Genomic DNA, 24702 nt, shown 5'->3' on the forward strand with positions numbered 1-24702 from the left:
GGAATTTGCCGTCCGCCGTAGCGCTAAATTTAAAAAGCGCAAGCAGATTTTTTCTTTCATACATCCGCTTGCGTCGTAAAAACCGGGCTGCGCTTTAAATTTACGGGTATTTTAAAATTTCGCGCCGTCCGTAAATTTATAAGCTAATTAAAAATTCTATCCTTCGGGAAGGCGGACATATCGGGCTGTACGTCCTTATCTGCGCCGATAAGCGCCTTGATTTCGCTATCCTCGATGCTAAAGCCGCCGCCGAGCGCCTTGTAGGCGTTTACCGTCGCGTTTAGCACGTCAAGATCGGTCTGCACTTTGTTTAGCTGCGCGCTAAGTAGGTTTCGCTGCGAATCCAAAAACTCCAGATGATCGCTGTAGCCCGCCTGATACCTGCTTGAGGCGTTTGAATAAATTTTGCTCTGCGAAGCGACGAGATCGGCGAGGCTTGCCTGCCTTAATTTGGCGTTTTGCACGCCTACAAGCGCGTCGCGAACGTCGCCGAAAGCGGTTTTAAGCGCCTTGTCGTATGCGATGAAGCTCGCGTTTTGCTCTAAATTTGCAAGTTCTACGCGTCTTTTTTGGCGTCCGAAGTCAAGCAACGGCCCTACGAGCGAGCCGCCGATATTCCACGTGCTCGCGTTTGCGGTAAACAGCCTGTCAAACTCGCCGCTTGCGTATCCCGCCGAGCCCGTAAGCGAGAAGGTAGGGAAGTAGCCCGCCTTGGCGACACCCACTAAGAAGTTGCTTGCGCGCAGATTTTCGAGCGAGCTTGCGACGTCCGGACGGTGCAGGATCACGTCGCTTGGGATTCCGCTTGGGATCTGCGGCGCGCTAGGCATTTTCGCGGCGATCTGCGGCGCGCCGCGTAAAATTTCATCGTAGCTCTTGCCCGTTAGGATATTTAGCGAAGTTTGAGCTGCGGAGAGCTGATTTTGCACGCTTATGAGGCTTGCCTCGGCACTTTGTACCGCAGCTTTGGCTTGATAAAATACGATCTCGCTAACCGCGCCCGCATCGAGCTGCTTTTTGCGGTAATTTTGCGTATCTTGATAGCTTTTTAGGCTATCTTTTAAAATTTTCTCCTGCTGCTTTAGTGCTAGTAGCGTAAAATAGGTCGTCGCAACCGTGCTAGTAATCGTATTTTTGGCGGTTTCGTAGTCGTATTTCGTCGCATTAAATTTCGATCGCGCCGAATCTACGCTGTTGCGCACGCGCCCCCAAAAATCGATCTCGTAGCTTAGCACGGCGCCGATCTGATACGAGCCATGGGAGTTGCGATCAGGCTGGTTGCCGAAATTATTTTGACGCACCGCGCTGCCGCTTAAATTTACGTTCGGCAGATATTCAAGCTTGTTCAGCCCTAAATTTACCCGCGCGTACTCGACGTTATTCAGCGCGGTTTGCAGGTCGGAATTTTGTTCCAGCGCGCTTTGGATCAGGGCGTTTAACTGCGGATCGTTAAAGCTTTTCCACCACTGCGTACTAACGTTCGTGCTCGCGTAATCCGCCTTAAAGCCGGTCTGCTTTTGCGGCGTAACGGGCTTGAAGTTGCAACCGCAGAGTAAAATTCCAAGCGTCAAGGCGCTTAAAAGAGCATTATTTATTTTCATCGTTCACCTCGTTAGTTTGGACTTTTTTACCGCGTCTATCAAGCCAAGCGTTGAAGCTTTCGAGCAGGTAGAAAAACAGCGGCACGAAAAAGATCGCGATCGTAGATGCCGCGAGCATTCCGCCTACTACGCCGGTTCCCAGCGCGTGGCGGCTAGCAGCGCCAGCGCCGGTGGCGATAACCATCGGAAGCACGCCAAGACCGAACGCAAGGCTCGTCATCACGATAGGGCGGAACCTCATCTTGGCGGCTTCTATGGCGGCATCGGCGATAGAGCGATGATTATTTAGGTGCTCGTTCATCGCAAATTCCACGATCAAAATCGCGTTTTTCGCCGCCAGACCGATTAGAAGCAAAAGTCCGATCTGAAAATATATGTCGTTATTCAGCCCGCGGAAATACGTAAATACGAGCGCGCCGAATACCGAAAACGGCACGGCGGTAAGCACGGCAAGCGGCATGAGCCACCTTTCGTATTGAGCCGCCAGGATCAAAAACACGAAGATCATTCCAAATACGAATGCCTGTGCGCCCTTGCCCGTCTCGCTGACCTCTTGATACGCGGAACCTGCCCAGCCGATCGAATATCCGCTAGGAAGCTCCTCTTTTATAACCTCTTGGATCGCTGCAATCGCCTGGCCCGAGGTATAACCCGTATTTGGCTCACCCATAATCTGCGCTGCTGGGAAGGCGTTAAATCTATTAACGGAATCAGGACCCAGCGAACGCTCAAGCCTCACTAAAGAATTTAACGCGATCAGATCGCCGCTGTCGCTGCGGACGTAGAGCGATTTTAGATCGTTAGGATCGTCTCTGTAGTTTTGCGTAGCGCGGATATAGACCTTAAACGTGCGACCCAAGAGGTTAAAGTCGTTGATGTAATACTGCCCGATGGTGGAATTTAGCACGGTGAAAATGTCGGCTATCTTAACGCCTAGCATCTTTATCTTCTCTTTATCGAGATAGAGCTTATACTGCGGGAAATCGGTATCCAGCGTCGTTCGCACGAGCTTTAAAGCGGGGTGTTGATTGGCTTTGGCAGTTACGCGATCCATATCTGCGCGAATTTCATCGTAGCTCTTGCCCGTCGTGCTTTGCGCGTAGAGCTCAAATCCACCCGTAAGCGAAAGCCCCATAATAGGCGGCGGCGTGACGACGTAAGTCATAGAGTTGCGATCCGCGCCGTAGAGCTGCCCGTTTAGCGCGGCGGCTAAGGCAAAGTTGGAATTTTCATCGCCCGGGCGATCTTTCCAGTCTTTTAGCTTCATAAAAAAAGCTCCCGCATTTTCTCTAAGCGCTCCGGCTAGCATATCGTATCCCGTGATTTGGGTTATATCTTTTACGTTTGGATACTTTTTAGCGATACTTGCGATGAAATCCTGATCTGCTTCCGTCCTAGGTAGAGTAGATGCCGATGGAAGCGTAGTCATCGCCATAATCGATCCTTTGTCTTCGTTAGGCACTAGGCCGCTCGGAGTAAGCTTAAGAAGCTCTATCATTGCATAGATGATGATGCCCACAAAAACGAGGCTGATTAGCACATGGCGCAAAACCATGCCGACGCCTGCGGCGTAAATTTTAGTTGAGATGCTAAAAAGATTATTAAACCATCTTATAAAGAAAAAAGGCTCAGATTCCTTTTTTTGCAAGATTAGAGCGCAAAGTGCGGGTGTTAGTGTAAGGGCTACGAAGCCTGAAAAACATACCGAGGCTACGAGCGTTAATGCAAATTGCCTCTGCATAACCCCGGTAAAGCCCTCCATAAACGCAACCGGCACGAAAACCGCTGAGAGCACGAGCACGATAGAGATGACGGGCGCTACGATCTCGCCCATCGCTTTTGTGGTAGCCTCTTTGACGCTAAGATCCGGCTCCTCGTGCAAAATTCTCTCTACGTTTTCGATCACGATAATGGCGTCATCCACGACGATACCGATAGCTAAGATGAGCGCGAAAAGGGTGATTAAATTTATCGAAAATCCGAAGGCGTAAATTCCGATAAACGCGCCGCAGATCGATACGGGCGCAGCAAGCGTCGGAATTATCGTCGCTCTAAGGTTGCCTAAGAACATATACATAACGATGATGACGAGGATTAACGCTTCAATGAAAGTATGAATGACCTCTTCGATCGATACTTTTACGAAGCTAGTCGTATCGTAGGCGACGTCGTAGGTCAGCTCGCCTGGGAAATTCGGTTTAAGCTCGTCTATGCGCTTATTTACCGCTTCGACTACGGCTAGAGCGTTGGCGCCACTTTGCATAAAGATAAGCACAGGCACCATTTCTTTACCGTTAAATTTCGCCGAGATATTGTAGCTTGCGCCGCCCAGTTTGACCTCGGCGACATCTTTTACGCGCAAGAAATTCCCATCTTTTTGCGCACGTATGATGATATTTTCAAACTCTTCGACGGTTTTTAAACGACCCTCAGGCTTGATCGCATATACGTAGGGATTGCCTAAGTTCATTGGCTGCTCGCCCATCTTACCCGCGGCGTATTGGCTATTTTGTTCGCTTATCGCGGCGATTATCTCGGCAGTCGTAACGTTAAATTTCTTAAGTAGCTCGGGCTTTACCCAGATCCTCATAGCATAGTCTTTCGTACCCAGCGCTTGAGCTTCGCCGACGCCCGGCACGCGCTTTAGCTCATCTACGACGTTGATAGCTACGTAGTTTTGCATCTCTACGACATCCATCTGTTCGCTAGGATCGTAAAACGCAAGCACTTCGAGCATCGTACTGCTGCGCTCGGTGACGGTTACGCCATAGCGGCGCACTTCGTCGGGAAGTAGCGTAAGAGCTGGCGTGACGCGGTTGTTTACATTGACTTTCGCATCTGCTGGATTTGTGCCGATTTGAAAATATACGTTGATACGAACGTCGCCGGAGGAGCTTGCTGAGCTTTCCATATAAATCATATTTTCAACGCCATTGATCGCATTTTCAAGAGGGGCTGCGACGACGTCGGCGATCGTTTGCGCGTCCGCGCCGCTATATGTAGCGCTTACGACGATTTGCGGCGGCGTGAGTTGCGGATACTCCTCGACGGAGGAATTTTTAAGAGCCAAAACGCCCGCGATTACGATGATGATCGAAACGACGCAGGCAAAGACGGGGCGGTTGATGAAAAATTTAGAAAACATTATTTCCCGCTTTCCGCATTGCTCTGAGACGGTTGCTCGTTAGGCTGCCCCGCTACGTAAGGATCGGTGCTTGCGGGTACGGGAGTGACCTTGGAGCCCACGTTGATCTTTTTAAAATTATCCAAAATGATCTGATCGCCGTCTTGCAGCCCGCTTGAAATCGTCGCTGTGCGGGTATCTTGCGCTGCGATTTTGACCATCTTTTTAGCGACCTTTCCGTCTTGCACGACATAGACTATGGTGTTGCTAAGATCTTGCTTGAGCGCAACTTGCGGAATTTTAAAGCCGTTTTTCTGATAAAAGCCATCGACGCTTATTTTGGTAAAAACGCCCGGACGAATTTCCAAGCTTGGATTTGGGATTTGAGCTTTGGCGCTGACTGACGCGGTATTTGTATTGATGACGCTATCGATGAAGCTTAGCGTGCCGTTGTAGTCCTTACCGCCGAGGTTTATGCTTACCTGACGACCCAGCTGCTTCCACTGCCCGTTTCTTAAATTTGCATCAAGCTCCAGTCTATCGACGTCCGCGATGCCGAATTCCACGTCGATCGGATCAAATTTAGAAAGCCTAACCAGATCCTCACCCACGTTTACGTATGCGCCTACGTCTTTTTGCGTATCGCCCGCCATGCCGTCAAAAGGTGCGGTCACGAGCGAGTGGTCAAGATCGATCTTTGCGCTTTTAAAATTTGCTTCGGCTACCATAAACGCGGCTTTTGCGGTGTCGAAGTCCTTTTGAGAGATCGTGTTGCTAGCTTTTAGCGCTTTAGCTCTTTTGTAGTCCGCCGAGGCATTTTGCAGATTAGCGTTTGCGCTGTCAAACGCCGCTTGGTAGCGAGAGCGGTCGATCTCGTAGAGCACGTCGCCCTTTTTGACGCTGTGACCCGGCTCGAAAAGCTGCTTTTCGATAGTGCCCGAAACCTGCGGCTTTAGCATTATCTCAAGCTCGCTCACGGTCTGTCCGTTAAATTTCAAAATTATCGGCACATCGGCGGATTTGGCGATAAATACGCCAACCGGTAGCGCAGAAGCCTCGCCGCTTTGTTTTGCGCCGCTTTCCTCCTTTTTTTCAAAATAGGAGCAGCCCGAAACCAAAAACGCTGCGAAAATCAAACTAGCGACTTTTTTCATGTAGTTTCCTCTGTTTGGGTTAAAATTTTGTATTTGTAATAGTTATTACGAATAAATTATAAATTATAATAAAAACTATATAAATAAAACTTAAATTTAGCCCGTAAAATAATATATCTGGGGAATTATAGCGGAATTTCGATATAATCGCGCTAAAATTTTAAAGGCTTTTTATGAGAAAAATTCTTACTATTGCGGGTTCGGATAGCGGCGGCGGTGCCGGCATCCAGGCCGATATCAAGACGATTAGCGCGCACAAGATGTTTGCAATGAGCGCTATTACGGCGCTTACGGCGCAAAATTCGCGCGGCGTATTCGGTGTGCTGGACGTTCCGCCAGATTTTGTAGAGGCGCAGCTGGACGCGGTTTTTAGCGACATCTTTCCGGACGCCGTTAAAATCGGAATGATCTCCAATGAGGGGGTTGCCGAGGCCATCGCAAAGAGCCTGGGCAAGCACGGCGCGAAAAACGTCGTCTTAGATCCCGTGATGGTCGCTACTAGCGGTGGAGTTTTGATGAAACAAAGCGCGCTGCATGCGCTAAAATACGAGCTCGCTCCCGCTGCGGAGATTATCACGCCTAACGTGCGCGAGGCCGAGGTCTTGGCGGAGATGAAAATTTTAAGTTTAGCAGGTATGCGCGCCGCAGCGGTTAAAATTTCGCAATTTTTTAGCGGCGCGATTTTGATCAAAGGCGGTGATCTTGCGGGTGCGAGCAGAGCTTGCGGCGCGGCGGATACGGCGCAAAATTTTAATGCTTCGCAGCGTGATACGGGCGAAAATGGCGCACGCGAAAATTTCGCCGGTTCGACGAAGAGCGCGGATTTCGCGGATGAAAATTTTACTAGCGGAGGCGGAAATTTAACGACGGGTGCGGAGCCTTCTTTTGGGCGAAATTTGTCCGCAGCGCCTTTAGATGCAGGTTTTGAATCAAATAGTGAGGACGCGGATTTGAGGAATTCCGCGGTTGATATTTTGTACGAAAACGGCAAATTTTATGAGTTTTCCGCGCCTAAAATTTCTACGCGCAACACCCACGGCACGGGCTGCACGCTCTCAAGCGCGATCGCGTGCGCGCTGGCGGCGGGGCTTAGCTTGCCTGTAGCCGTTGCCCATGCCAAGGGCTTCGTGCGCAGGGCGCTCGGGTGGGGTGAGCAGATCGGGCACGGATGCGGCGCGATAGATCATTATTTTACGGTGCGCGATCCCTTCGGCGCGGACTTTGGCGGATCTTGCGCGAACGAAATCAAAATCATCGCCCCGGATTAAAATTTCAAGCGCTCGTTGAAGTCCCTGCATTCGTTAAAATCCAAAACTCCGCTGCTAATTAAATTTAATCTAGCGGCACGAGATCGTCCAAATGGCTCGTCGCGACTTGTGATAAACGGCGGGATTACGTGGCTAAAAAGCGTGCGCTACGGGGATATGCGCACTTAAAATTTTAGTTGATTTTCAGGCATCATAATCCGCGTAGAATTTTAAAGAATTTTTGAATTTTATTGTAAGGTTCGCGTTGCAAGTTAGGGCTTTCCTTATTTGCCTTATGCTATAGCTTTGCTTCGTGGCATTGTTAAATTTGCGTTATTTCTTATAGGTCTTTATGCGCGAAAAAAGAGAGTTAGAAATATAAAACTAGTCATGCATTCACTGCTCACGTTGCTGCCTGCCTTCGCCTCTATAAGGTAGACGCATCATTGTATATCTGACCATTGCGCTATACTTGCTGCAGTATTGCGACACCGCTGCAAACTTGCGATCCATGCCTGTCGACTCATATTCGCTGAGCTTGCTAAAATTCCAAATTTTCTAGCAAAAGAGTTATAATGGCTAAAATTACGTAAATTTAGGAATTTAAAATGCGCTGCAAAAAAGGACTACTACTCTTAATCATCGCCTCGGGGACAATCTCTGCCGCAGATAACTGGATCGCATCGCTACTACTACCTAGCATCGCAGATACGTTTGGGGTGCAGGTAAGCGCAGCCTTGACAGTTTTGACGGCATATCTGATCCCCTTGGCTTACTTCAGCCGGTTTACGGACATCTTAGCGATCGCTACGGCAGAGGTAAAATTTTAATCTCGCTAATGCTCTTTTTGGCGATATTTACGCTTCTTTGCTCCACTGCAAAAAGTTTAGCGTGGCTTGTTTTATTTCGCTTTTGCACGGGATGCGCGGCAGCGGGTATAATCGCTGTCTGCCTCGGCGTTATAGGCGATGCATATGACGATAAGGATAGACAAAAAATCGTAGCGATATTTCTGGGCTCGGTATTTTTAGGGCAGGGGCTGAGTGCGGCTTTAGGTGGATGGGCGGTGGCTAGATTTTCTTGGAAGGAGATATTTTTAGCCTTTTCTGCGCTGTCTGCGGTATCTTTCGTATCACTATTTACGCTAAATTTCAAAGACGCTCCGAAAAGCGGAGGCGAAAGCTTCGTAAAATCCCTAGCCAGCTTGCGCGGCGATGCTGCGCTTTTGAGAAGCTATTTTTTGGCTTTATGTAACGGCGTAATCGTGCTTGGGGCGTATTCATTCATAGGCGCTTATCTACTTAAAAAGCTAGGCTTGAGCTCAAATTTTGCCGGAGCCTGCCTTATGCTTTACGGCGTCGCTTGCTTTTTGGCAGGAAACGCTGCCAGATATTTAAAAGAGAAGTTGCCGCCAAAAGAAATTCTATCCCTCGGCTTTTTGGCGTCCGCTTCGGCGCTGTGCCTTTTGGCGAGTTGCTTCGCTGCCACTGCATATGTAGGGACGTTTTTGCTGGGATTCGGCTATGTTTGAGCGCAGTCCGTCCTAGCAAGCGCGGCACTTCGTTGTGGCTCCGCCAAAGGTCTATCCTCCAGGATCATAGGCACGGCGATATTTTTCGGAGGCGGCATCGGTACTGCCGTAGGTGGCAAGGCGCTTGAATATTTAAGCTACCAAGGGCTATTTTGCGGCTTTGCTGCGTTAGCCGCCGCGCTGCTGATTTTTTACCGTGCAAGCTTTAAGGGCACGCGTGAAATTTAATGCTCCGCAACAATAGCAAAATTTAAAATTAGGCACACTTCGCTGCCGAGAAATTACCTAAAATTACGCTATTTCAGGGCGTCGCGTTCGGTATCGTCGTAAATATCGCAGTGCATTGCATCACGCTGCCGCTTTTAGGACTTACACCACCGCTTTTTCAGCTTCCGTGGTATGAGTTTGTTTCGGAATTTTTCGGGCACACGGTTTGGTTTTGGGCGATCGAAGTATTCCGCCGCGATCTACGAAATCGCGTAACGGGTGAGCCCGATCCCGCGGACCGCTCGGGCGCTTCGCTCTTCTAGCTAAATTTGGAATTCCGCCCCGTTTAGTGCGGAATTCCATCATTTTTTATAAACGCAGTAAAATCACGATAAATTTTTATGTTAAAATTATGATTAATAAAATTTCAAAAGGAGCGGCAATGAAATATAAAATTTTAGTTGCAACCTTTACGGCTGCTCTGGGCTTACAGGGAGCGCTTGCGAGCGATTTTGACGAGCAGGCTTGCGCGGCGCTAAAGGGCACGAAAATTTACGATACAAAGATCAGTGAAGCGATCTGGAATCAAAGCGGCGAAATCAGCGCCGATAGGATGTCTGCGCTAACCGGCGGAGCCAAAAAGACGCTAAAAGCCGCACCGCACTGCATAATTCACGGCGAGATAGCCTCGCGCACGGGCTCGGACGGCAAGCATTACGGCATAAAATTTGAGCTGCGCTTGCCAGGCGACTGGAACGGCAAGCTTCTATTTCAGGGCGGAGGCGGTTTGGACGGCTTTGTAGCACCGGCTCTTGGCGCCGTGCCTATCCGCACTAGCACCGCAACGCCCGCGCTTATGAGGGGCTATGCGGTCGTCACGACCGATTCGGGACATCCTACGCCTACGCCCGAGTTCGGACTTGAGCAACAGGCGCGGTTAGATTATGCATATCAGGCCATCGGCAAGGTCGCGAGCGTCTCAAAGCAGCTGATTTTTGCGGCGTATAAAAAAGCGCCAGCGCACAGCTACTTTATGGGCTGCTCAAACGGCGGACGCTCGGCTCTGATGGCGGCGCAGAGGTATCCGCTGGAATTTGACGGCGTAATCGCGGCAAATCCAGGCTTTAGGCTTTCGCGCGCGGCGATTGCGGAGCAGTGGGATAACCAGCAGCTTATAAAGATCGCTCCTAAAAACGCCGCGGGGGATAAAATTTTTGCAAACGCCCTTACGCAGGAGGATTTGGATAAGCTAAGCAAGGCGGTTTTGGATAAATGCGATGCGCTAGACAGGCTAAAAGACGGAATCATCGGCGCTTGGGAGCGTTGCGAGTTCGATCCCAGCGGACTTGATCTAGCTAAAGAAAAAATTTCTGCGATAAAGGCGATATTTGAGGGCGCAAAAAACAGCAAGGGCGAGCAAATTTACAGCGGCTGGTTTTACGATGCCGGAGTAAATCAGCCCGGCTGGCGCATGTGGAAGCTTGGCGACTCGCAAACGGCAGAGCCAAATGCTAGAAATATCGTGCTCTCGAAGGGCTCGATGAATTATTATTTCTTGACGCCGCCGCAACCGGAGTTTGATCTGATGAACTTTGATTTCGATAAGGACGTAGAGCGAACATTTGAAACCGCGGCGATAAACGATGCGATTTCGACCAAGCTAGATAGCTTCCGCGCTAACGGCGGTAAGCTCATCATTGTAACGGGCGTTTCCGATCCCGTATTTTCGGCGATGGATCAGCGCGATTGGTTTAAAAAGCTAGTGGAAATGAACGCGAATGCGGACGAATTTGCGCGATTTTTTGCACTGCCTGGGATGAATCACTGTGGCGGCGGTAACGGCATCGATGACGTCGATCCGCTAAGCGCGCTTGAAGCGTGGCGCGAGCAGGGAATGGCTCCATCTAGCCTGCTAGGCAAAAGCACGAGCCGCGCCGGCAAGCAGATCCCTATCTGCGCGTACCCAAAAGTCGCTACCTACGTAGGCGACGACGAAAATAGCGCGAGTAGCTTTGAGTGCAGATAAAATTTATTTAAAGGAGTAAAGATGAGAGGTAAAATTTTAATCGCGGCCTTTGCGGCGGCGTTTTTGTGTGGCTGCGCGGCGCATGATACAAAGCCAGGCAAGGAGGCAAGCGCAATGGATAAGAGGGGCGAAAGCGCGGCTGCAGACTGCGGTGCTAGTGAGGGCGTCTGCAAGGTGCCCGCGGTGCAGGGACCGATGATAGGTGGCGGCACGGATGAGCACGGCTGCTTGGTCGCCGCAGGGCAGAGCTTTTCAAAGATCAAAAATGAGTGCGTGCAGGTTTTTGACGTCGCGGATGTGAGGCTGGACGATCCGGATAACGCCGCGCTTGCGATCTACGGGATATTTTCCGCGGATAAAAGCAGGGTCGAAATTTTTTGGTCGAGCCTTCCTGAGAGCGTGATATTGCGCGCGAAGGGAAGCGGTTATGTCTCGAAGGACGGCAAAATTTCGCTGCTAAAAAGCGGCAATAGCTATAAGATCCGCAGAAAATAGCGGGTGAAATTTTAAGCCCGCTAAATTTCGCGCGCCGTGAAAGAATTTAATCCAAGCACGCCAAGGCTTGGGCCTGCTCAGTAGGCTAAGACGTAAATTTAGGGCATTAATACCGAGCCGATTCGGTTGTTCGCGGTATCTGCCGCCGATGAAATTTAATCAAAGGAGCAAAAATTGAGGTCATAAAAGTAGATCTACAAAAATCATATCCCAAACCCGGGCGCGACTACGCTCGTATCGGCCAAATACGATGGCGACGTCAACGCGATGGCGATAACGTGGGTGCAGGCGCTTGACTACGACAAGGTTACCATCGTGCCGCACAACGGCTCATACACGAGGACGCTCATCGAAAAGAGCGGGTATTTCGCCGTGCAGATCCCCACGGCAGCGCAGGCGGAGCTGGTTAGCGAGCTGGGCGCCGAAAACAACTCGCGCTTTGATAACGCGGACAAGATGAAAAACGTGGAAATTTTCTATCAAGATAACTTCGATGTTCCGCTGATCGCGGGCTGCGCCGCATGGCTAGTTTGCAAGCGTATCCCCGAGCCTCACAATGAGCAGAGTTATGGTCTTTTCATCGGCGAGGTCGTCGCGGCATACGCGGACGAGCGGATCTTTGACGGCGGGCACTGGCTGTTTGAAAAGATCCCTGACGAGCTAAAAACACTTCACTACGTCGCCGGCGGTCGGTATTATCTGGATAGCAAAGCGGTAGATACCAAGCGCACGCCGATAAGCGACGAATAAACCGCCCCGCAAAATGCTGGCAAATTTGTAAATTTAAGATGAAAGCGCACGTGAATACGTGGCTGGTTTTAGTAAAATTTCAAACTGAAAAATCCAAAAAAGGATAGAAAATGAAAAAATATATCGTCATCACCGGCTCAAGTTCGGGTATCGGAGCAGCCGCGGCAAAGGCGTTTGCGAGGCGCGGAGAAAATTTGATCCTAATCGCGCGCAGAGCGGAGCTACTGCAAAGCTTAAAGGACGAGATCGCTAAAATTTTGCCCAAACCAGACGTCGTCGTTAAAATTTGCGACCTTGCGCGCAGCAAGAACGTCCTAGCGCTTTGGGATGAGCTAAAAAGCTACGAGCTAAAGGCGCTAATTAATAGCGCGGGCTTCGGGGATTTTGGCTTAGTGGGAGAGCAGGATTTACAAAAAATGGTAAGAATGATAGACCTAAACGTAACCGCGCTCGCGATACTTTCGAGCTTATTTACGCGAGATTACAAACGCAAACAAACTCAGCTTATAAACATCTCCTCCGTGGGCGGCTATTTTCTGGCGCCCGGCGTCGTGCCGTATTGCGCTACAAAATTTTTCGTAAGCGCTTTCACCGAGGGTTTGAGCCACGAGCTGGCGCAGGATAAAGAGGCCAAAATGCAGGCTAAAGTTCTAGCTCCCGCCGCGACTAAAAGCGAGTTTTGCGACGTAGCTTCGGGAAAGCGCGGATTTGATTACGATGCGGCGTTTTCGCAATACCACAGCAGCGAACAAACGGCAGAATTTTTGCTCACGCTTTACGATAGCGATGCATGCATCGGAGAGGTGGATTTGGCTAGCTTCGAATTTAAACTTAGCGAACCGAAATTTAATTATATAGCAGCCGCCAAATAGCGGATCGGGTGAGGCGCAAGCTCACTTATAGCTTGCACTGTTAAGTTGCTTCTTTACGTGCGAGCAGGACTTGATTAGCTTCGTAGCGACAAGCTGCGCAGGCAGGCGCCTTTGAATTTACGCATTTATAGATCGCACGATGAGCCGTGCTGTGCAGATGATATGCGCGTAAAATTTAGAATAACGTAGCATCGGAGTTAAATTTGACTGCAAAGCGTGGTAAAATTTAAAGAAATTCAGGGAGCGAAAATGGGAAAATCCGCCTTGGTGCTTGGCGCTACGGGCGTCGTGGGCAGGGAGCTGGTACGCGAGCTTTGCGAGAGTCCCGGTTACGATGAGGTAGAGGCATGGACGCGCCGCGAGATAGGCTTTTGCCACCCTAAGCTTCGCGCGCGGATCATTGATTTTGAGGGTATCTCAGATATCGCACCGCATAAATTTGACGAGATTTTTTGCGCGCTTGGCACGACGATGAAGCAGGCGGGTTAGCGCGAGGCGTTTTTGCGCGTGGATGTGGACCATGTCTATGCAGCGGCGAAGTGGGGCAAAGCACCGGGCGTGCGGCGCTTCGTGCTCGTATCAGTTCCGGGTGCGAACGAGGGCTCGCTAAGCTTTTATCTGCGCGCTAAAGGACGTATTGAGCGGCGCGTGAGCGAGCTCGGCTTTGACAGCCTTCAGATCGTCCGTCCGCCAATAATCTTGGGCGAGAGACCTGATGCTCGCCTGCTAGAGCGGCTTGCGGCGGCGGTTTTTAAACTGCTGCCCGCCTCGCGTTCGGTAAATTTAGACCGCTTAGCGGCGCAAGTATCGCCCGCGCGATGATAAATACGGCTCGCAGCGACGCGCGCGGCGTGCAAATATACGAACCGCGGGAATTTCTATAAATAGCGGATGGAATTTCGGCGCAAAGGCGGGGCTTGGGTTAAATTTAAAACTAAAGTTTTAGGCAGTGTGGATAAAATTTTATAAATTGATCTACTTAAATTAAATTTTAAATTTAATATAATTTTATAGTAAAATTTCTCGCTTGAAATTTTCAGCGTGGAATCTTGAATACTGTGTTGTTGCAAAATTTTGTTATAAAACCCTATGCTAAAATTTTAGGACTAAATTTGCGGTGTATTTAGTTTAGCCGCGAATAAAGCCTCCTAGGGCTTCAAGCTCGCATGCGGTTATGGCAACTTCAAGCCCCGAAACGATCGTAAGTTTTTGCAAGTTTTATAAATCCGCGATATTAAATCCTAAAAATTATGAGCTACTTAGGAGGCGAAAACGTCTATTTTTTCGCTTCTTTCGGCGTAATCGGCGGATCGAGCTGCATGATCTTATCGCCTAGGCGCTGAAAATTTGCAAGGCTTTTTAGATGGAAATACGCTAGCTCCAGATATCCGCGGCGCGCAAAATCCGCAAGCTTTTTATCGCTTAGCTTCAAAAGCTTTTCGCGATTTACGACCGAAAAGCCGTTTAGCAGAGACGATTCCTTGCCGCTAGAGTTGATGCCAAGCTCCTTGGCTTCTAAAATCCCCGCCTTTTGAAATTCCGCCGCCGCAACGCGCGTGCGCATATCCAAATCGGCGTAATTTTTCATCACCTCTTTTAAATTTTCCAAAAACGGCGTCGGCTTGCCGTCTTTAAAAAGCGCCTCGCCGTCGCCCTTGATTTGCTGCGCGTCTTTGTCGAAGCAGATCGCGGTCTGCTCGCCGATCTGGGCTAGGAAAAACGGATAATTCTGTACCGAAGAAGGCACCGTTCCTTTATAATCCTTATCGATTAGAACGTTTTTGGTGCGCCCTAGCAGCGCCACCATTTTGGGCTCTTTTTCGATGGTAAATACGATAACGAGGTTGTCCGCGCAAAACGGGATCTCCGGTGCGATCACCGGCACGAAAGGCGCGGTAGGGAATGCATCCGCGTGATACTGCAAATCCGCGTGTTTAACGCTATCTAATACGACTGGGGTCATGTTGATCCTTTAAAAAATTTTAGCAATTATATAAAAAAGAATATTAAAATTCTAAAGATTTTTGAAATTTCGGCTGTTTTTGCTTGCGTAAATTTATAGATTTGGAATTTTAAATTTGATAGAATCACCGTTAAATTTAAGGAGCGAAAGTGGGCTTGGATGAGCTTTTGGCGCTTGCAATAGATGCCGCAAAAAAGGCAAACGCCGCGATAATGCAAAACTACGATAAATTTGATATCTTTGTCAAGGCGGACAAATCACCGCTTACGAATGCCGATCTTGCGGCAAATGATGTGATAATGAGCACTCTGGAGCCTAGCGGCATCGCGATCTGCTCGGAAGAGTGCGTGCTGGATAGCAAGCGGCGCATGAGCGAGGAGAGATTTTGGCTCATAGATCCGCTGGACGGCACGAAGGAGTTTATCGCGCGCAACGGCGAGTTTTGCGTCTGCATCGCGTTGATTGAGTATGGGCGTCCGATTTTAGCGGTAATTGGCATCCCTATAAGCGGCGATATATATAGCTCAAACGGCGGCGGAGTTTATAAAAACGGCGCGCTGCTCGCTCGCCCCACTAGCGCATCGCAAATCTTCTTGCAAGGGCACTATAGCAGATCCGCAAAATACGTGCAATTTGCGCAGAAATTTGGAATGCAACTAATGTGCAAAGGCTCTGCGATAAAATTTTGTATCTTAGCCGAGGGGGGCGCCAGCACGTATGCGAGATTTAGCGATTGTTCGCTTTGGGACATCGCCGCGGGGGATTTTTTGCTGCATCAAAGCGGCGGAACGGTAGTGGATTTAAAGACGATGAAAGCACCTCTTTATAATGGAAAAAGCTTGATAAATAACCATTATTTGGCGGTCGGCGCGAATGCTATGAAATTTTTACCTGAAATGTTGGAGTTTGCGAAGAATTTTTAAGCTAAATTTATAGTAAACGTCTTATAATATAAGTCCAAAAATTTTTTATCAAAGGATAAAAACATGAAGGGCTTTACTATGATCGAATTAATTTTCGTGATCGTGATTTTAGGTGTTTTGGCGGCAATTGCCATTCCAAGACTAGCAGCTACTAGAGACGATGCAGAGGTTGTTAGAGCAGCGCAGAATGTATCTACATCGCTGACTGATCTAATGGCTTATTATACTTCGCAAGGCGAGTATGATAATAGCACGACAGGTTTTAATAATATGACGAATGTTAAAAATCCTATTACCGTAAAAGGCAAGACTTGTGCTACATATACCGTCGATAGCAAAACCAAGGTTACTCTTACAAAAAAGATGGATGGTTTATGCGCTCAGGTATGGGATATGCCGGGGTTAAAGAATATAAATGCCGTCTATGCGTCTGACGCTTTATTGATTATTAAGCAGTAGCTTCTTTGGCGCAGGGACTATCTCTGCGCCTTTTTATTCAAAAATCCAAGTAAAATTCCAATCATCCAAATAATTGCGAAAAATATAAAGATAAAGCTCCAAAATTGCGCCAGATCTACGCTTTTGCTTGCCGGAAATAGATACCAGCCTCCGCTATAAAGCGCCGTCAGTTTAGCTTGCAGTCCCTCTAGCGCTGTATCGGTCGGCACCGCCGGTATGTCGAATGCGCAGCTGTTAAACGGCTTAAAAATCGGCACTGCGCTTATGTCAAAATTTAAAAATCTCACCGCTCCACCGCAGCCGCTCATCCCGCTCATATCTCCGCTCCCTCGCAGTACCGTGTGAATTTTAGCTAAATTTAGCGATGAGGCAAATCCTAGCGCCACGCCGTAAAACCACACCGCATATCCGCAGATCGCGCCGTAAACGTCCTTGCCACAAACCACTAAAATCACCGCTCCTAGCGCTATGGCGCAAAGCGCGAATCTCACGTGAATGCTAAAGCTTTCCGGATAGATAAAAAGGAATTTTTGCAAGAAAAAATATGAAAACGCTAGCCAAAAAAGCGCCCAGATAGCGCAAAAAGCGAGAAATTTTTTAGAGTATCTGTTTTGAAATTTTAAAATCATAAAAATCCTTTCCGCGCATAATTTTATAATAAATTGCAGATATTTTTGCTAAAATCCCAGCTTTTATAACAAAAATTTCAAGAAAAGGGTAAAATTTTGAAGGGTTTTTTACGCAGATTAGAAAGAGCTTTTGATGCGTTCGCAAATATCTTAGGCGTATTAAGTATCGTATTTTTGGCGCTTTTAGTTATAGTCGTTTTTTACGATGTTGTGGCGCGCTATCTTTTTCCAGCCGCAAATTCCGTCGCTATGCAAGAACTTACGTGGTGGCTATATTCGGCGATGTTTTTATTCGGTGTGACCTACGCGCTTAAAGAAAATGCCCATGTTCGCGTGGATATTTTTTACGAAAAATTTAATCCCACTGCAAAAGCGCTCATAAATATCTTAGGCACGATATTTTTCATTTTGCCTTTCGTGGCGCTCGTGGCGTTCTTTTCGATCGATTATGTAAGCGAGGCTTATACGAGCCATGAGGCCAGCGCCAATCCCGGCGGTATGCAGCATCTTTGGATCATCAAGTCCGCAATCACACTTAGCTACGCGTTTTTATTTATCTACGCATTTGGATTTTTGATTAAAAATATTAATGCCCTGCTTGATGTTAGGGAAAACAAAGGCTCGGAATTTCTTAGTGGGAATTCTTCGGGCGCACAGAGTGTGTGAGGGCAGAATGAGCTTAAATTTAAAATTCTATAAATTTTACGCTTTTTGCGCTTGGGCGGAATTTTACCGAGGCGAGATAAAAGGTGGCGAACTATGATAGGCATAGTGATGTTTGCGGCAGCGCTTTTTATGCTGCTACTCGGTTTTCCCGTTGCGTTTACATTTGGTGCTGTAGCGGTGATTTTCGGCTTTATCTACGGACTTAGTGAGGCGTGGGATTACGCGCAGGGCTTTGAAATTTTAACCGAAGCTTTCGAGGATATGAGCAGGCAGTTTTTCTCACTAATGCCTAATAGAATTTACTCGATTATGGAAAATCAGCTGCTAATTTCGGTGCCGCTTTTTATTTTGATGGGTATGATTTTGCAAAAGACTCGCCTTGCGGAGCGTTTATTAGAGTCAATGGCATTTTTATTCGGCGGCGTACGAGGCGGCGTGGCGATCAGCACTGTTTTGGTGGGCGCGTTACTTGCGGCTACGACGGGCATCGTGGGCGCGACTGTCATCGCTATGGGCGTCATCAGTCTGCCCGTGATGATGAAATATGGCTATGATAAGCCGCTGGCTACCGGCACTATCGCTGCTGCAGGCACGCTTGGGCAGATTATTCCGCCTTCTATCGTGCTGATTATTTTAGGCGATATACTTTCTGTTTCGGTGGGCGATCTTTTCTCTGCAGCAGTTATTCCGGGGCTCGTGCTAGTTGGTTTTTACGTGATTTATATTGCGATTATTTCATATATTTGCAAAGATTATGCGCCGCCTGTTCCGCCGCTAGAGGGGCTTAGCAAATCAAAGCAAATTTTTATCGCGCTTAAAAACGTCGTGCCGGTGCTCGTGCTGATTTTGCTCGTCTTGGGATCTATTTTTGCGGGCATCGCTACGCCTACGGAGAGCTCGTCGGTAGGCTGCTTGGGTGCGATAGCACTAGCTGTTTTATACCGCACTTTTTCATTTAGGCTGATCTATGACGCGCTAAAAAATACCGCTAAAATTTCGGGCATGGTTTTTATGATTTTGATGGGCGCCACGGCATTTTCGATGATTTTTTCTTACACGGGCGGAGATGAGGTCGTAAAAAATTTTATGGAGAATCTGCCCGGTCAAGCATGGGGATTTATCGCGCTTACGATGGTAGTTATCATAGTGCTTGGATTTTTTCTCGATTATGTCGAAATTTCATATATCATTTTACCGATACTTTTGCCGATAGTAGAGTCTTTGCATATCAATCCCGTGTGGTTTGCGATCTTAATCGCTGTAAATTTACAAACGTCGTTTATGACGCCGCCATTTGGATTTTCGATATTTTTTTTAAAGGGCGTGACGCCGCCGCAAATCCACACCACGGATATTTACAAGGGCGTACTGCCTTTTATTTTATTGCAAATTCTAGTGCTATTAACGCTCGCAATCTTTCCGGGGGTTTTTGGTTTAAAAGCTTTTTTAGGCTAGAAATATTAAAATTCACGCTAAATTTAACCTAGGAGCTAAAAATGGCTAAAAAGCTTATCGACGTTATGGATACGACCTTTCGCGACGGGTTTCAGTCGGTTTTTGGTGCGCGCGTGGCGATGGAGGACTTCCTGCCCGCCGTTAGCACGGCCAAAGACGCCGGCATCACGCACTTCGAGTTTGGCGGCGGCGCGCGGTTTCAGAGCCTGTATTTTTACCTAAACGAAGATGCCTTTGAGATGATGGATAAATTTAGAAGCATCGTGGGACCTGAGGCGAACCTGCAGACCCTTAGCCGCGGCGTAAATACCGTCACGCTCGATACCGGCAGCCGAGAGATCATCGATCTGCACGCCAAGCTTTTTGCCAAGCACGGCACGACGACGATTAGAAATTTCGACGCGCTAAACGACGTGGAAAATTTAAAATTTAGCGGCGAGTGCATACATCGCCACGGCCTTAAACACGAAGTCGTGGTTACGATGATGGATCTGCCGCCGGGATGTAGCGGCGCGCATGATGCGGCGTTTTATGAGAGAATTCTGCGTCAAATTTTAGACGCGCAGATTCCGTTTGACAGCGTCTGCTTCAAAGACGCAAGCGGCACCAGTAGCCCGCAGAAGGTCTATGAGACGATCAAGCGCGCGCGTAAAATTTTAGGCGACGGAGTGCATATCCGCTTGCACACTCACGAGACGGCTGGCGTTAGCGTCGCATGCTACCAGGCTGCGCTCGTTGCGGGCGTAGACGGCATCGACCTTGCCGCGCATCCCGTAAGCGGCGGCACCAGCCAGCCGGATATCCTGACGCTGCTGCACGCGACGAAGGGGCAAAATTTCGACCTAGGGCTAGACGCAGAGAAAATTTTAAAATACGAAGAGGTTTTGGGCGAGTGCTTGAAGGATTATTTTATGCCGCCTGAGGCCACGCAGGTAAGCCCGCTCATTCCGTTTTCGCCGATGCCCGGAGGCGCGCTTACCGCAAACACTCAGATGATGCGCGATAATAAAATTTTAGACAAATTCCCCGCCGTCATCAAGGCTATGCGCGAGGTCGTCGAAAAGGGCGGTTTCGGCACGAGCGTGACGCCGGTTAGTCAGTTTTATTTCCAGCAGGCGTTTAACAACGTAATGTTCGGCCCGTGGAAAAAGATCGCCGAGGGCTACGGCAAGATGGTGCTAGGCTATTTCGGCAAAACGCCCGTTAAGCCCGATGACGGCGTGATTAAGATGGCGGCAGAGCAGCTGGGCTTAGAGCCTACGACGAAGCATGCCGTAGATATTGCCGATGCCGACGAGAGCAAAAGCGTCGCGTATGCGCAGAAGATTCTACGCGAGCAGGGCATCGAGCCTAGCGAGGAGAACATATTTATCGCGCTTGCGTGCAAAGAAAAGGGCATCGCGTTTTTAAAAGGCGAGGGCAAGGTGATGAGCCGTAAAAAAGAGGACGTAGCACCCGCCGCAAGCCATCAAAGCGGTATTTCTAAAAACGGTAAATTTGACGTTAAGATTAACGGTAAAATTTACAGCGTAGAATTCGCAGGGCAAAACGTGCTCGTAAACGGCGATCGATACGACGTCAGCTTCGATACCTCAGCGCCCGCAAAGCCGCAAGTGCAAGCCGCTCCTGAAAGCAAGGCAAGCGGCGCGGACGGCAACGAAGTAAAAGCGACGCTTCCTAGCAACGTATTTAAAATTTTAGTCAAGCAAGACGATATCGTCGAGGCGGGGCAGACGATCATCGTGCTTGAAGCGATGAAGATGGAGATAAATATCGAAAGCCCCCGCAAAGGTATAATCGATAAAATTTTAGTCGCCCAGGGCGATACGGTCGATGCCGATCAAGTGCTTGCGATTTTAAGATAAGCTCTAAATTTAGGCGGCGCTCCCGCCTAAATTTCATGACGGCTATCCTCGGTGCTTAAGCGAGCTTACCTAAATTTTAAGCTATAATAGCGCAATCATTTATCAAAATTTAATTTAAAAAGGACGCAAAATGACAACTCCGAACGATCTGGATAAACTAGGTCTTAAAAATATCAAAAAAATCAACCACAACCTAAGCTACGACGAGCTTTTTGAACTCGAAAAGGCAATGAATGAAGGACGGGTGTCAAGCAACGGCACTTTTATGGTGGATACCGGCATATTTACGGGTCGCAGCCCAAAAGATAAATACTTCGTAAAACAAGATCCGAGCCAAAAATACATCGCCTGGGGAAAGGTAAATCAGCCTATCTCAAAAGAGCTTTTCGATAAGCTTTTAGCCAAAGCCAAAGCTCAACTAAGCGGCAAGGAAATCTTTATCCAAGACGCCTATTGCGGCGCTAGTAAATCCAGCCGCAAAAACGTGCGCTTCGTAACCGAAGTCGCGTGGCAGGCTCATTTCGTAAAAAATATGTTCATCCGCCCAAGCAAGAGCGAGCTAGCGGAATTTCATCCCGATTTTGTCGTTTACAACGCGTGCAAATGCAAAAACGAAGATTACGCGAGCGACGGGCTGCATTCCGACGTTTTCGTTATCTTTAACGTCGAGGAAAATGTCGCGGTTATCGGCGGCACGTGGTACGGCGGCGAGATGAAAAAGGGAATTTTTTCGATGATGAACTACTGGCTCCCGCTTGCGGGCAAGATGTCGATGCACTGCTCGGCAAACGTGGGTAAGGATGGCGATACGGCGCTGTTTTTCGGCCTAAGCGGTACGGGCAAAACTACGCTCTCAACCGATCCAAACCGCAAGCTGATCGGCGATGATGAGCACGGCTGGGACGATGAGGGGATATTTAACTTCGAGGGCGGCTGCTACGCGAAATGCATAAATTTAGATCCGAGTAGCGAGCCTGAAATTTACGCTGCGATCAAACGCGACGCATTGCTTGAAAACGTGGTTGCGGACGAGGCTGGCGTCGTGGACTACAAAGACGGTAGCAAGACCGAAAACACCCGCGTCAGCTACCCGATCTATCACATCGATAACTACGAGCCAAGCTCTGCGGGCGGCCATCCGAAAAATATAATATTCCTAACCGCCGACGCGTTCGGCGTTTTGCCCCCGGTCGCAAAGCTTACTAAAGAGCAGGCGATGTATTATTTCCTAAGCGGCTATACGGCAAAAGTCGCGGGCACCGAGCGCGGCATCACCGAGCCGGTGGCGACATTTAGCGCGTGCTTTGGCGAGCCGTTTATGCCGCTGCACCCGACCGTTTACGCTAAGCTTCTAGGCGAAAAGATCGACAAACATGGTGTCAGCGTCTATCTCGTAAATACGGGCTGGAGCGGCGGCGCGTACGGCGTGGGCAAGCGAATGAGCATCAAAGCCACGCGCGCATGCATAAACGCGATCCTTGACGGTAGCATCAAAAAGTGTGAATTTGAAAATTTCGAGAAATTTAACTTAGCGATCCCAAAAGAACTCGCAGGCGTCGAGACGAAGCTGCTAAATCCGATCAATACATGGACGCACCCGGCGGAATATAAGATCACGCGCGATAAGCTTGCAAAGATGTTTGAAGAGAATTTCAAACGCTACGAGGACGTAAAAGAGGGGGTCGAGTTTGCCAAAGCGGGCCCTACGGCTTAGGCTCCTGGGTCTTGGGGCGATCTGCGCGCTTTTTGCTGCATGCGAAGATACCCCCTCAAATTTAAAACAGCCGCTCGTTGCGATGAGCGGCTTTTCCTTTTACGACGATCCGTTAAGCTACATCAACAATGTGCGCGCAAAATCGGGGCTAAATCAGCTTGCGCAGAATGAAATTTTAAATACCTCCGCGCTTAATCACGCAAAATATGTCGTCGCAAACGAGGCGATGTCACACGACGAGACCCCGGGCAAGCCGAATTTTACGGGCGAAAATCCGTCAAAGCGCGCTTTTTACGCAGGCTATAATGCCGTCGTGAGTGAAAATTTATCCTATAATTCAAGCGATCTAAAAAGCGCGATTGATGGGCTACTCAGCGCGATTTATCATAGATTTGCATTTTTGGATTTTGCTTCGGATGAGATCGGCATCGGCTATTTTGAGCACGGCAAAAAAAGTAGCTACGTTTTTGAGATGGGAAATTCGCGCCTCAACGCCTTTTGCTCGCAAAATTTAAACGACGAAGGAAGCGGCAAATTTCTACTTGGGATGTGTAAAAACGAAACGCTACGCATGAGGGAGGATAAGTTCAAAAGCGCCACAGCGCTGAACTCGCGCCCTTACGTCTACTACCCGAACGACGAGCCTGCGCTTGCGTTTTTCAGCAATGAAATTCCAGACCCCATGCCCGAGTGCAAAATCACCGCAAATCCCGTAAGCGTGGAATTTAATTCCGCCCAGCCGCCCGTAGCGATGAAAAGTTTTAAAATTTACGAAGGCGGTAGGGAGCTTCAAAACGTTAAAATTTTAGATAAAAACTCCGATCCTAACGCCATTTTAAGCGATAGGCAGTTCGTGCTTTTCAGCAGAGAGGTTTTTAAATTTGACGCTAAATACGGCGCGGAGTTTAATTACGAGCAGGGCGGTAAGCAAAAGACGCTGCGGTGGGAGTTTATCACGCAAGCGCCTAAATTTAGATACTTCGTCGTGCAAGGCGGAGAAAATTTGAGCGTGAAAAATGGCGCGTTTTACGACATATTCGTAACCCCGAAAGACTGCAACGATTTGATGAAAAGCTACAAAACCAGCTACTCCTTTATGGATAAGCCCGAAATTTCAAGCCCCGCGGCAAATATGCTGCGCGTAAAGCTAAACGGCGCAAAGGGCGCAAAGCTTGAAATTTCGACAGACAACGGTGCGATAATAAATCTGTATCTAAGCGACAGCTCCAAAAGCTACGGCGGCATAGGTAAAATTTACGCCGCAATCGCGGCGATTTTAGCGGCGATCATTTTGTTTTATCTTTTGGCAAGGCGCAGAGGGCGATAGGCACGAGGCCTATTTCGCAACCTCTACTTTTGTCTGCGCGCACAGGGGCGCATAATGCCTGTTTAGCGTAAAATTTAATGTAGAGCTCGGCTTTTAAATTTCATCCCCGTTTATCTCATCCGCAAGTTTTAAAATTTTAGCCTGCACCGCCTCAGGAGCGTAGATATCCATCCACTCTATCCCATTCGAAGCACTAAAAAGCACGGCAATCTGTCCCTCGCTCATCGCGCGCTTAGCAAGCTTGGTCGCCGCGGGGCTGTTGCCCATATTGGGCGTCTCGTCTATGCTTATCTCGGCGCAGCGGCGCAAAATAGGCGCCGGATCAAACTCTCCCTCGAGCAAAATAATAACCGAGCCGCGCCTAAAACTGCAAGCGTTCCAAAAGATCTCGGCGCCGTTTACGTATTCGCGCGAGAGATCGAGGCGAAATTTGCCCCGCTCGCGTACGAGAAAACTAAACTCGCTCAAGTTTAGCGGGTGCTCTATGCTACCGAATGCCCCCACGATGCTATCTTTGCGGCCGTTATAGACATAGGCGGCGAGCGCATTTTGCAGTAGCGGCGCGATGATCTGATCGTGCGCGCTCGTGTGGTCGTCATCTCTGGCGCGGCCTGGGATCTTTACGAAAAACGGCTTGAAATACTCCATAAACGCTCCTTAAGCTTATAAAATTTGCTCGCTTTTGCTTTTAAAT

At 48.8% G+C, this 24702-nt stretch carries 22 protein-coding genes and 1 pseudogene; 17 read left to right on the plus strand and 6 right to left on the minus strand.

All coding sequences use genetic code 11. The annotated features are described in order from the left end of the window. Nucleotides 1-143 precede the first annotated feature (143 nt). The 3 genes from Q0224_RS06625 to Q0224_RS06635 are packed head-to-tail and all read right to left on the minus strand — an operon-like array spanning nt 144 to nt 5879. Nucleotides 144-1601, minus strand: coding sequence for an efflux transporter outer membrane subunit (locus Q0224_RS06625; RefSeq protein ID WP_297950036.1), 1458 nt, complete (start codon nt 1599-1601; stop codon nt 144-146). Next, the gene (locus tag Q0224_RS06630; RefSeq protein WP_297950037.1) at nt 1588-4746 is read right to left on the minus strand and encodes an efflux RND transporter permease subunit; all 3159 of its coding nucleotides are present in this window, start codon (nt 4744-4746) and stop codon (nt 1588-1590) included. Before Q0224_RS06630 ends, Q0224_RS06625 begins: the two co-directional genes overlap by 14 nt. Continuing rightward, nucleotides 4746-5879, minus strand: a complete 1134-nt coding sequence (locus tag Q0224_RS06635) for an efflux RND transporter periplasmic adaptor subunit (protein ID WP_297950038.1) — start codon at nt 5877-5879, stop codon at nt 4746-4748. The genes Q0224_RS06630 and Q0224_RS06635 overlap by 1 nt, the downstream gene beginning before the upstream one ends. A gap of 173 nt (nt 5880-6052) precedes the next feature. On the opposite strand from Q0224_RS06635, the gene thiD reads away from it, so the two are divergent. The 10 genes and pseudogenes from thiD (at nt 6053) to Q0224_RS06685 (ending at nt 13829) form a co-directional block, all read left to right on the plus strand. After that, nucleotides 6053-7147, plus strand: coding sequence for a bifunctional hydroxymethylpyrimidine kinase/phosphomethylpyrimidine kinase (gene thiD, locus Q0224_RS06640; protein WP_297950039.1), 1095 nt, complete (start codon nt 6053-6055; stop codon nt 7145-7147). A 587-nt stretch (nt 7148-7734) separates the two neighbouring features. Next, nucleotides 7735-7956, plus strand: a complete 222-nt coding sequence (locus Q0224_RS06645) for a hypothetical protein (protein ID WP_297950040.1) — start codon at nt 7735-7737, stop codon at nt 7954-7956. Next, nucleotides 7956-8657, plus strand: coding sequence for an MFS transporter (locus Q0224_RS06650; RefSeq protein WP_297950082.1), 702 nt, complete (start codon nt 7956-7958; stop codon nt 8655-8657). Before Q0224_RS06645 ends, Q0224_RS06650 begins: the two co-directional genes overlap by 1 nt. Nucleotides 8658-8935: 278 nt before the next feature. Further along, nucleotides 8936-9187, plus strand: a pseudogene (locus Q0224_RS06655) (DUF1440 domain-containing protein); the annotation flags it as partial. A 119-nt stretch (nt 9188-9306) separates the two neighbouring features. Then, nucleotides 9307-10890 (plus strand): tannase/feruloyl esterase family alpha/beta hydrolase, encoded by a 1584-nt coding sequence (locus Q0224_RS06660; protein WP_297950042.1) that lies wholly within the window; start codon nt 9307-9309, stop codon nt 10888-10890. 21 nt (nt 10891-10911) lie between these two features. Next, nucleotides 10912-11385, plus strand: coding sequence for a hypothetical protein (locus tag Q0224_RS06665; protein WP_297950043.1), 474 nt, complete (start codon nt 10912-10914; stop codon nt 11383-11385). 267 nt (nt 11386-11652) lie between these two features. Further along, nucleotides 11653-12135, plus strand: a complete 483-nt coding sequence (locus Q0224_RS06670) for a flavin reductase family protein (protein ID WP_297950045.1) — start codon at nt 11653-11655, stop codon at nt 12133-12135. A gap of 110 nt (nt 12136-12245) precedes the next feature. Beyond that, nucleotides 12246-13007 (plus strand): SDR family NAD(P)-dependent oxidoreductase, encoded by a 762-nt coding sequence (locus Q0224_RS06675; RefSeq protein ID WP_297950047.1) that lies wholly within the window; start codon nt 12246-12248, stop codon nt 13005-13007. Between the two features lie 249 nt (nt 13008-13256). Continuing rightward, the gene (locus tag Q0224_RS06680) at nt 13257-13496 is read left to right on the plus strand and encodes an NAD-dependent epimerase/dehydratase family protein (protein ID WP_297950049.1); all 240 of its coding nucleotides are present in this window, start codon (nt 13257-13259) and stop codon (nt 13494-13496) included. A gap of 18 nt (nt 13497-13514) precedes the next feature. Then, a complete protein-coding gene (locus tag Q0224_RS06685) occupies nt 13515-13829 on the plus strand; it encodes a hypothetical protein (protein ID WP_297950051.1) in 315 nt (104 codons plus the stop codon). A gap of 454 nt (nt 13830-14283) precedes the next feature. On the opposite strand, the gene Q0224_RS06690 is transcribed toward Q0224_RS06685, so the two are convergent. Continuing rightward, nucleotides 14284-14970 (minus strand): SapC family protein, encoded by a 687-nt coding sequence (locus Q0224_RS06690; RefSeq protein WP_297950053.1) that lies wholly within the window; start codon nt 14968-14970, stop codon nt 14284-14286. A gap of 149 nt (nt 14971-15119) precedes the next feature. On the opposite strand from Q0224_RS06690, the gene Q0224_RS06695 reads away from it, so the two are divergent. Further along, the gene (locus Q0224_RS06695; RefSeq protein ID WP_297950055.1) at nt 15120-15893 is read left to right on the plus strand and encodes a 3'(2'),5'-bisphosphate nucleotidase CysQ; all 774 of its coding nucleotides are present in this window, start codon (nt 15120-15122) and stop codon (nt 15891-15893) included. 63 nt (nt 15894-15956) lie between these two features. After that, entirely contained in the window at nt 15957-16352 is a 396-nt protein-coding gene (locus Q0224_RS06700) for a type II secretion system protein (protein WP_297882463.1), read from the plus strand. A 17-nt stretch (nt 16353-16369) separates the two neighbouring features. On the opposite strand, the gene Q0224_RS06705 is transcribed toward Q0224_RS06700, so the two are convergent. Continuing rightward, on the minus strand, nt 16370-16981 hold the full coding sequence (locus tag Q0224_RS06705; RefSeq protein ID WP_297950057.1) for a hypothetical protein: 612 nt from the start codon (nt 16979-16981) through the stop codon (nt 16370-16372). A gap of 96 nt (nt 16982-17077) precedes the next feature. Between Q0224_RS06705 and Q0224_RS06710 the strand changes: the two genes are divergently transcribed. The 5 genes from Q0224_RS06710 (at nt 17078) to Q0224_RS06730 (ending at nt 24008) form a co-directional block, all read left to right on the plus strand. After that, complete coding sequence (locus Q0224_RS06710) at nt 17078-17647, plus strand: TRAP transporter small permease subunit (RefSeq protein WP_297950059.1); 570 nt, start codon at nt 17078-17080, stop codon at nt 17645-17647. A 93-nt stretch (nt 17648-17740) separates the two neighbouring features. Then, nucleotides 17741-19102: a TRAP transporter large permease subunit gene (locus Q0224_RS06715; RefSeq protein WP_005871492.1), complete on the plus strand. Its 1362-nt coding sequence runs from the start codon at nt 17741-17743 to the stop codon at nt 19100-19102. Between the two features lie 41 nt (nt 19103-19143). Next, nucleotides 19144-20967 carry a biotin/lipoyl-containing protein gene (locus tag Q0224_RS06720; RefSeq protein WP_297950061.1) on the plus strand — a complete coding sequence of 608 codons (1824 nt, stop codon included), beginning with the start codon at nt 19144-19146 and terminating at the stop codon, nt 20965-20967. A 130-nt stretch (nt 20968-21097) separates the two neighbouring features. After that, nucleotides 21098-22681, plus strand: coding sequence for a phosphoenolpyruvate carboxykinase (ATP) (gene pckA / locus Q0224_RS06725; RefSeq protein ID WP_297950063.1), 1584 nt, complete (start codon nt 21098-21100; stop codon nt 22679-22681). Next, nucleotides 22656-24008, plus strand: coding sequence for a CAP domain-containing protein (locus Q0224_RS06730; RefSeq protein ID WP_297950065.1), 1353 nt, complete (start codon nt 22656-22658; stop codon nt 24006-24008). The genes pckA and Q0224_RS06730 overlap by 26 nt, the downstream gene beginning before the upstream one ends. A gap of 93 nt (nt 24009-24101) precedes the next feature. Here the strand turns inward: Q0224_RS06730 and Q0224_RS06735 are convergent, their stop codons facing one another. Continuing rightward, nucleotides 24102-24656: a hypothetical protein gene (locus Q0224_RS06735; RefSeq protein ID WP_297950067.1), complete on the minus strand. Its 555-nt coding sequence runs from the start codon at nt 24654-24656 to the stop codon at nt 24102-24104. Nucleotides 24657-24702 lie beyond the last annotated feature (46 nt).

It is taken from the genome of uncultured Campylobacter sp. (genome assembly GCF_938002845.1).
Classification (GTDB): Bacteria; Campylobacterota; Campylobacteria; order Campylobacterales; family Campylobacteraceae; genus Campylobacter_B.

Excerpts from the sequence above, each read along its gene's own strand:
- Q0224_RS06645 (WP_297950040.1), top strand. The coding sequence starts at position 7,735 with ATGCGCTGCAAAAAAGGACTACTACTCTTAATCATCGCCTCGGGGACA.
- Q0224_RS06675 (WP_297950047.1), top strand. The coding sequence starts at position 12,246 with ATGAAAAAATATATCGTCATCACCGGCTCAAGTTCGGGTATCGGAGCA.
- Q0224_RS06625 (WP_297950036.1), bottom strand. The coding sequence starts at position 1,601 with ATGAAAATAAATAATGCTCTTTTAAGCGCCTTGACGCTTGGAATTTTA.
- Q0224_RS06700 (WP_297882463.1), top strand. The coding sequence starts at position 15,957 with ATGAAGGGCTTTACTATGATCGAATTAATTTTCGTGATCGTGATTTTA.
- Q0224_RS06660 (WP_297950042.1), top strand. The coding sequence starts at position 9,307 with ATGAAATATAAAATTTTAGTTGCAACCTTTACGGCTGCTCTGGGCTTA.
- Q0224_RS06670 (WP_297950045.1), top strand. The coding sequence starts at position 11,653 with ATGGCGATAACGTGGGTGCAGGCGCTTGACTACGACAAGGTTACCATC.
- pckA (WP_297950063.1), top strand. The coding sequence starts at position 21,098 with ATGACAACTCCGAACGATCTGGATAAACTAGGTCTTAAAAATATCAAA.
- Q0224_RS06690 (WP_297950053.1), bottom strand. The coding sequence starts at position 14,970 with ATGACCCCAGTCGTATTAGATAGCGTTAAACACGCGGATTTGCAGTAT.
- Q0224_RS06735 (WP_297950067.1), bottom strand. The coding sequence starts at position 24,656 with ATGGAGTATTTCAAGCCGTTTTTCGTAAAGATCCCAGGCCGCGCCAGA.
- Q0224_RS06715 (WP_005871492.1), top strand. The coding sequence starts at position 17,741 with ATGATAGGCATAGTGATGTTTGCGGCAGCGCTTTTTATGCTGCTACTC.
- Q0224_RS06635 (WP_297950038.1), bottom strand. The coding sequence starts at position 5,879 with ATGAAAAAAGTCGCTAGTTTGATTTTCGCAGCGTTTTTGGTTTCGGGC.
- thiD (WP_297950039.1), top strand. The coding sequence starts at position 6,053 with ATGAGAAAAATTCTTACTATTGCGGGTTCGGATAGCGGCGGCGGTGCC.
- Q0224_RS06630 (WP_297950037.1), bottom strand. The coding sequence starts at position 4,746 with ATGTTTTCTAAATTTTTCATCAACCGCCCCGTCTTTGCCTGCGTCGTT.
- Q0224_RS06720 (WP_297950061.1), top strand. The coding sequence starts at position 19,144 with ATGGCTAAAAAGCTTATCGACGTTATGGATACGACCTTTCGCGACGGG.
- Q0224_RS06680 (WP_297950049.1), top strand. The coding sequence starts at position 13,257 with ATGGGAAAATCCGCCTTGGTGCTTGGCGCTACGGGCGTCGTGGGCAGG.
- Q0224_RS06705 (WP_297950057.1), bottom strand. The coding sequence starts at position 16,981 with ATGATTTTAAAATTTCAAAACAGATACTCTAAAAAATTTCTCGCTTTT.
- Q0224_RS06665 (WP_297950043.1), top strand. The coding sequence starts at position 10,912 with ATGAGAGGTAAAATTTTAATCGCGGCCTTTGCGGCGGCGTTTTTGTGT.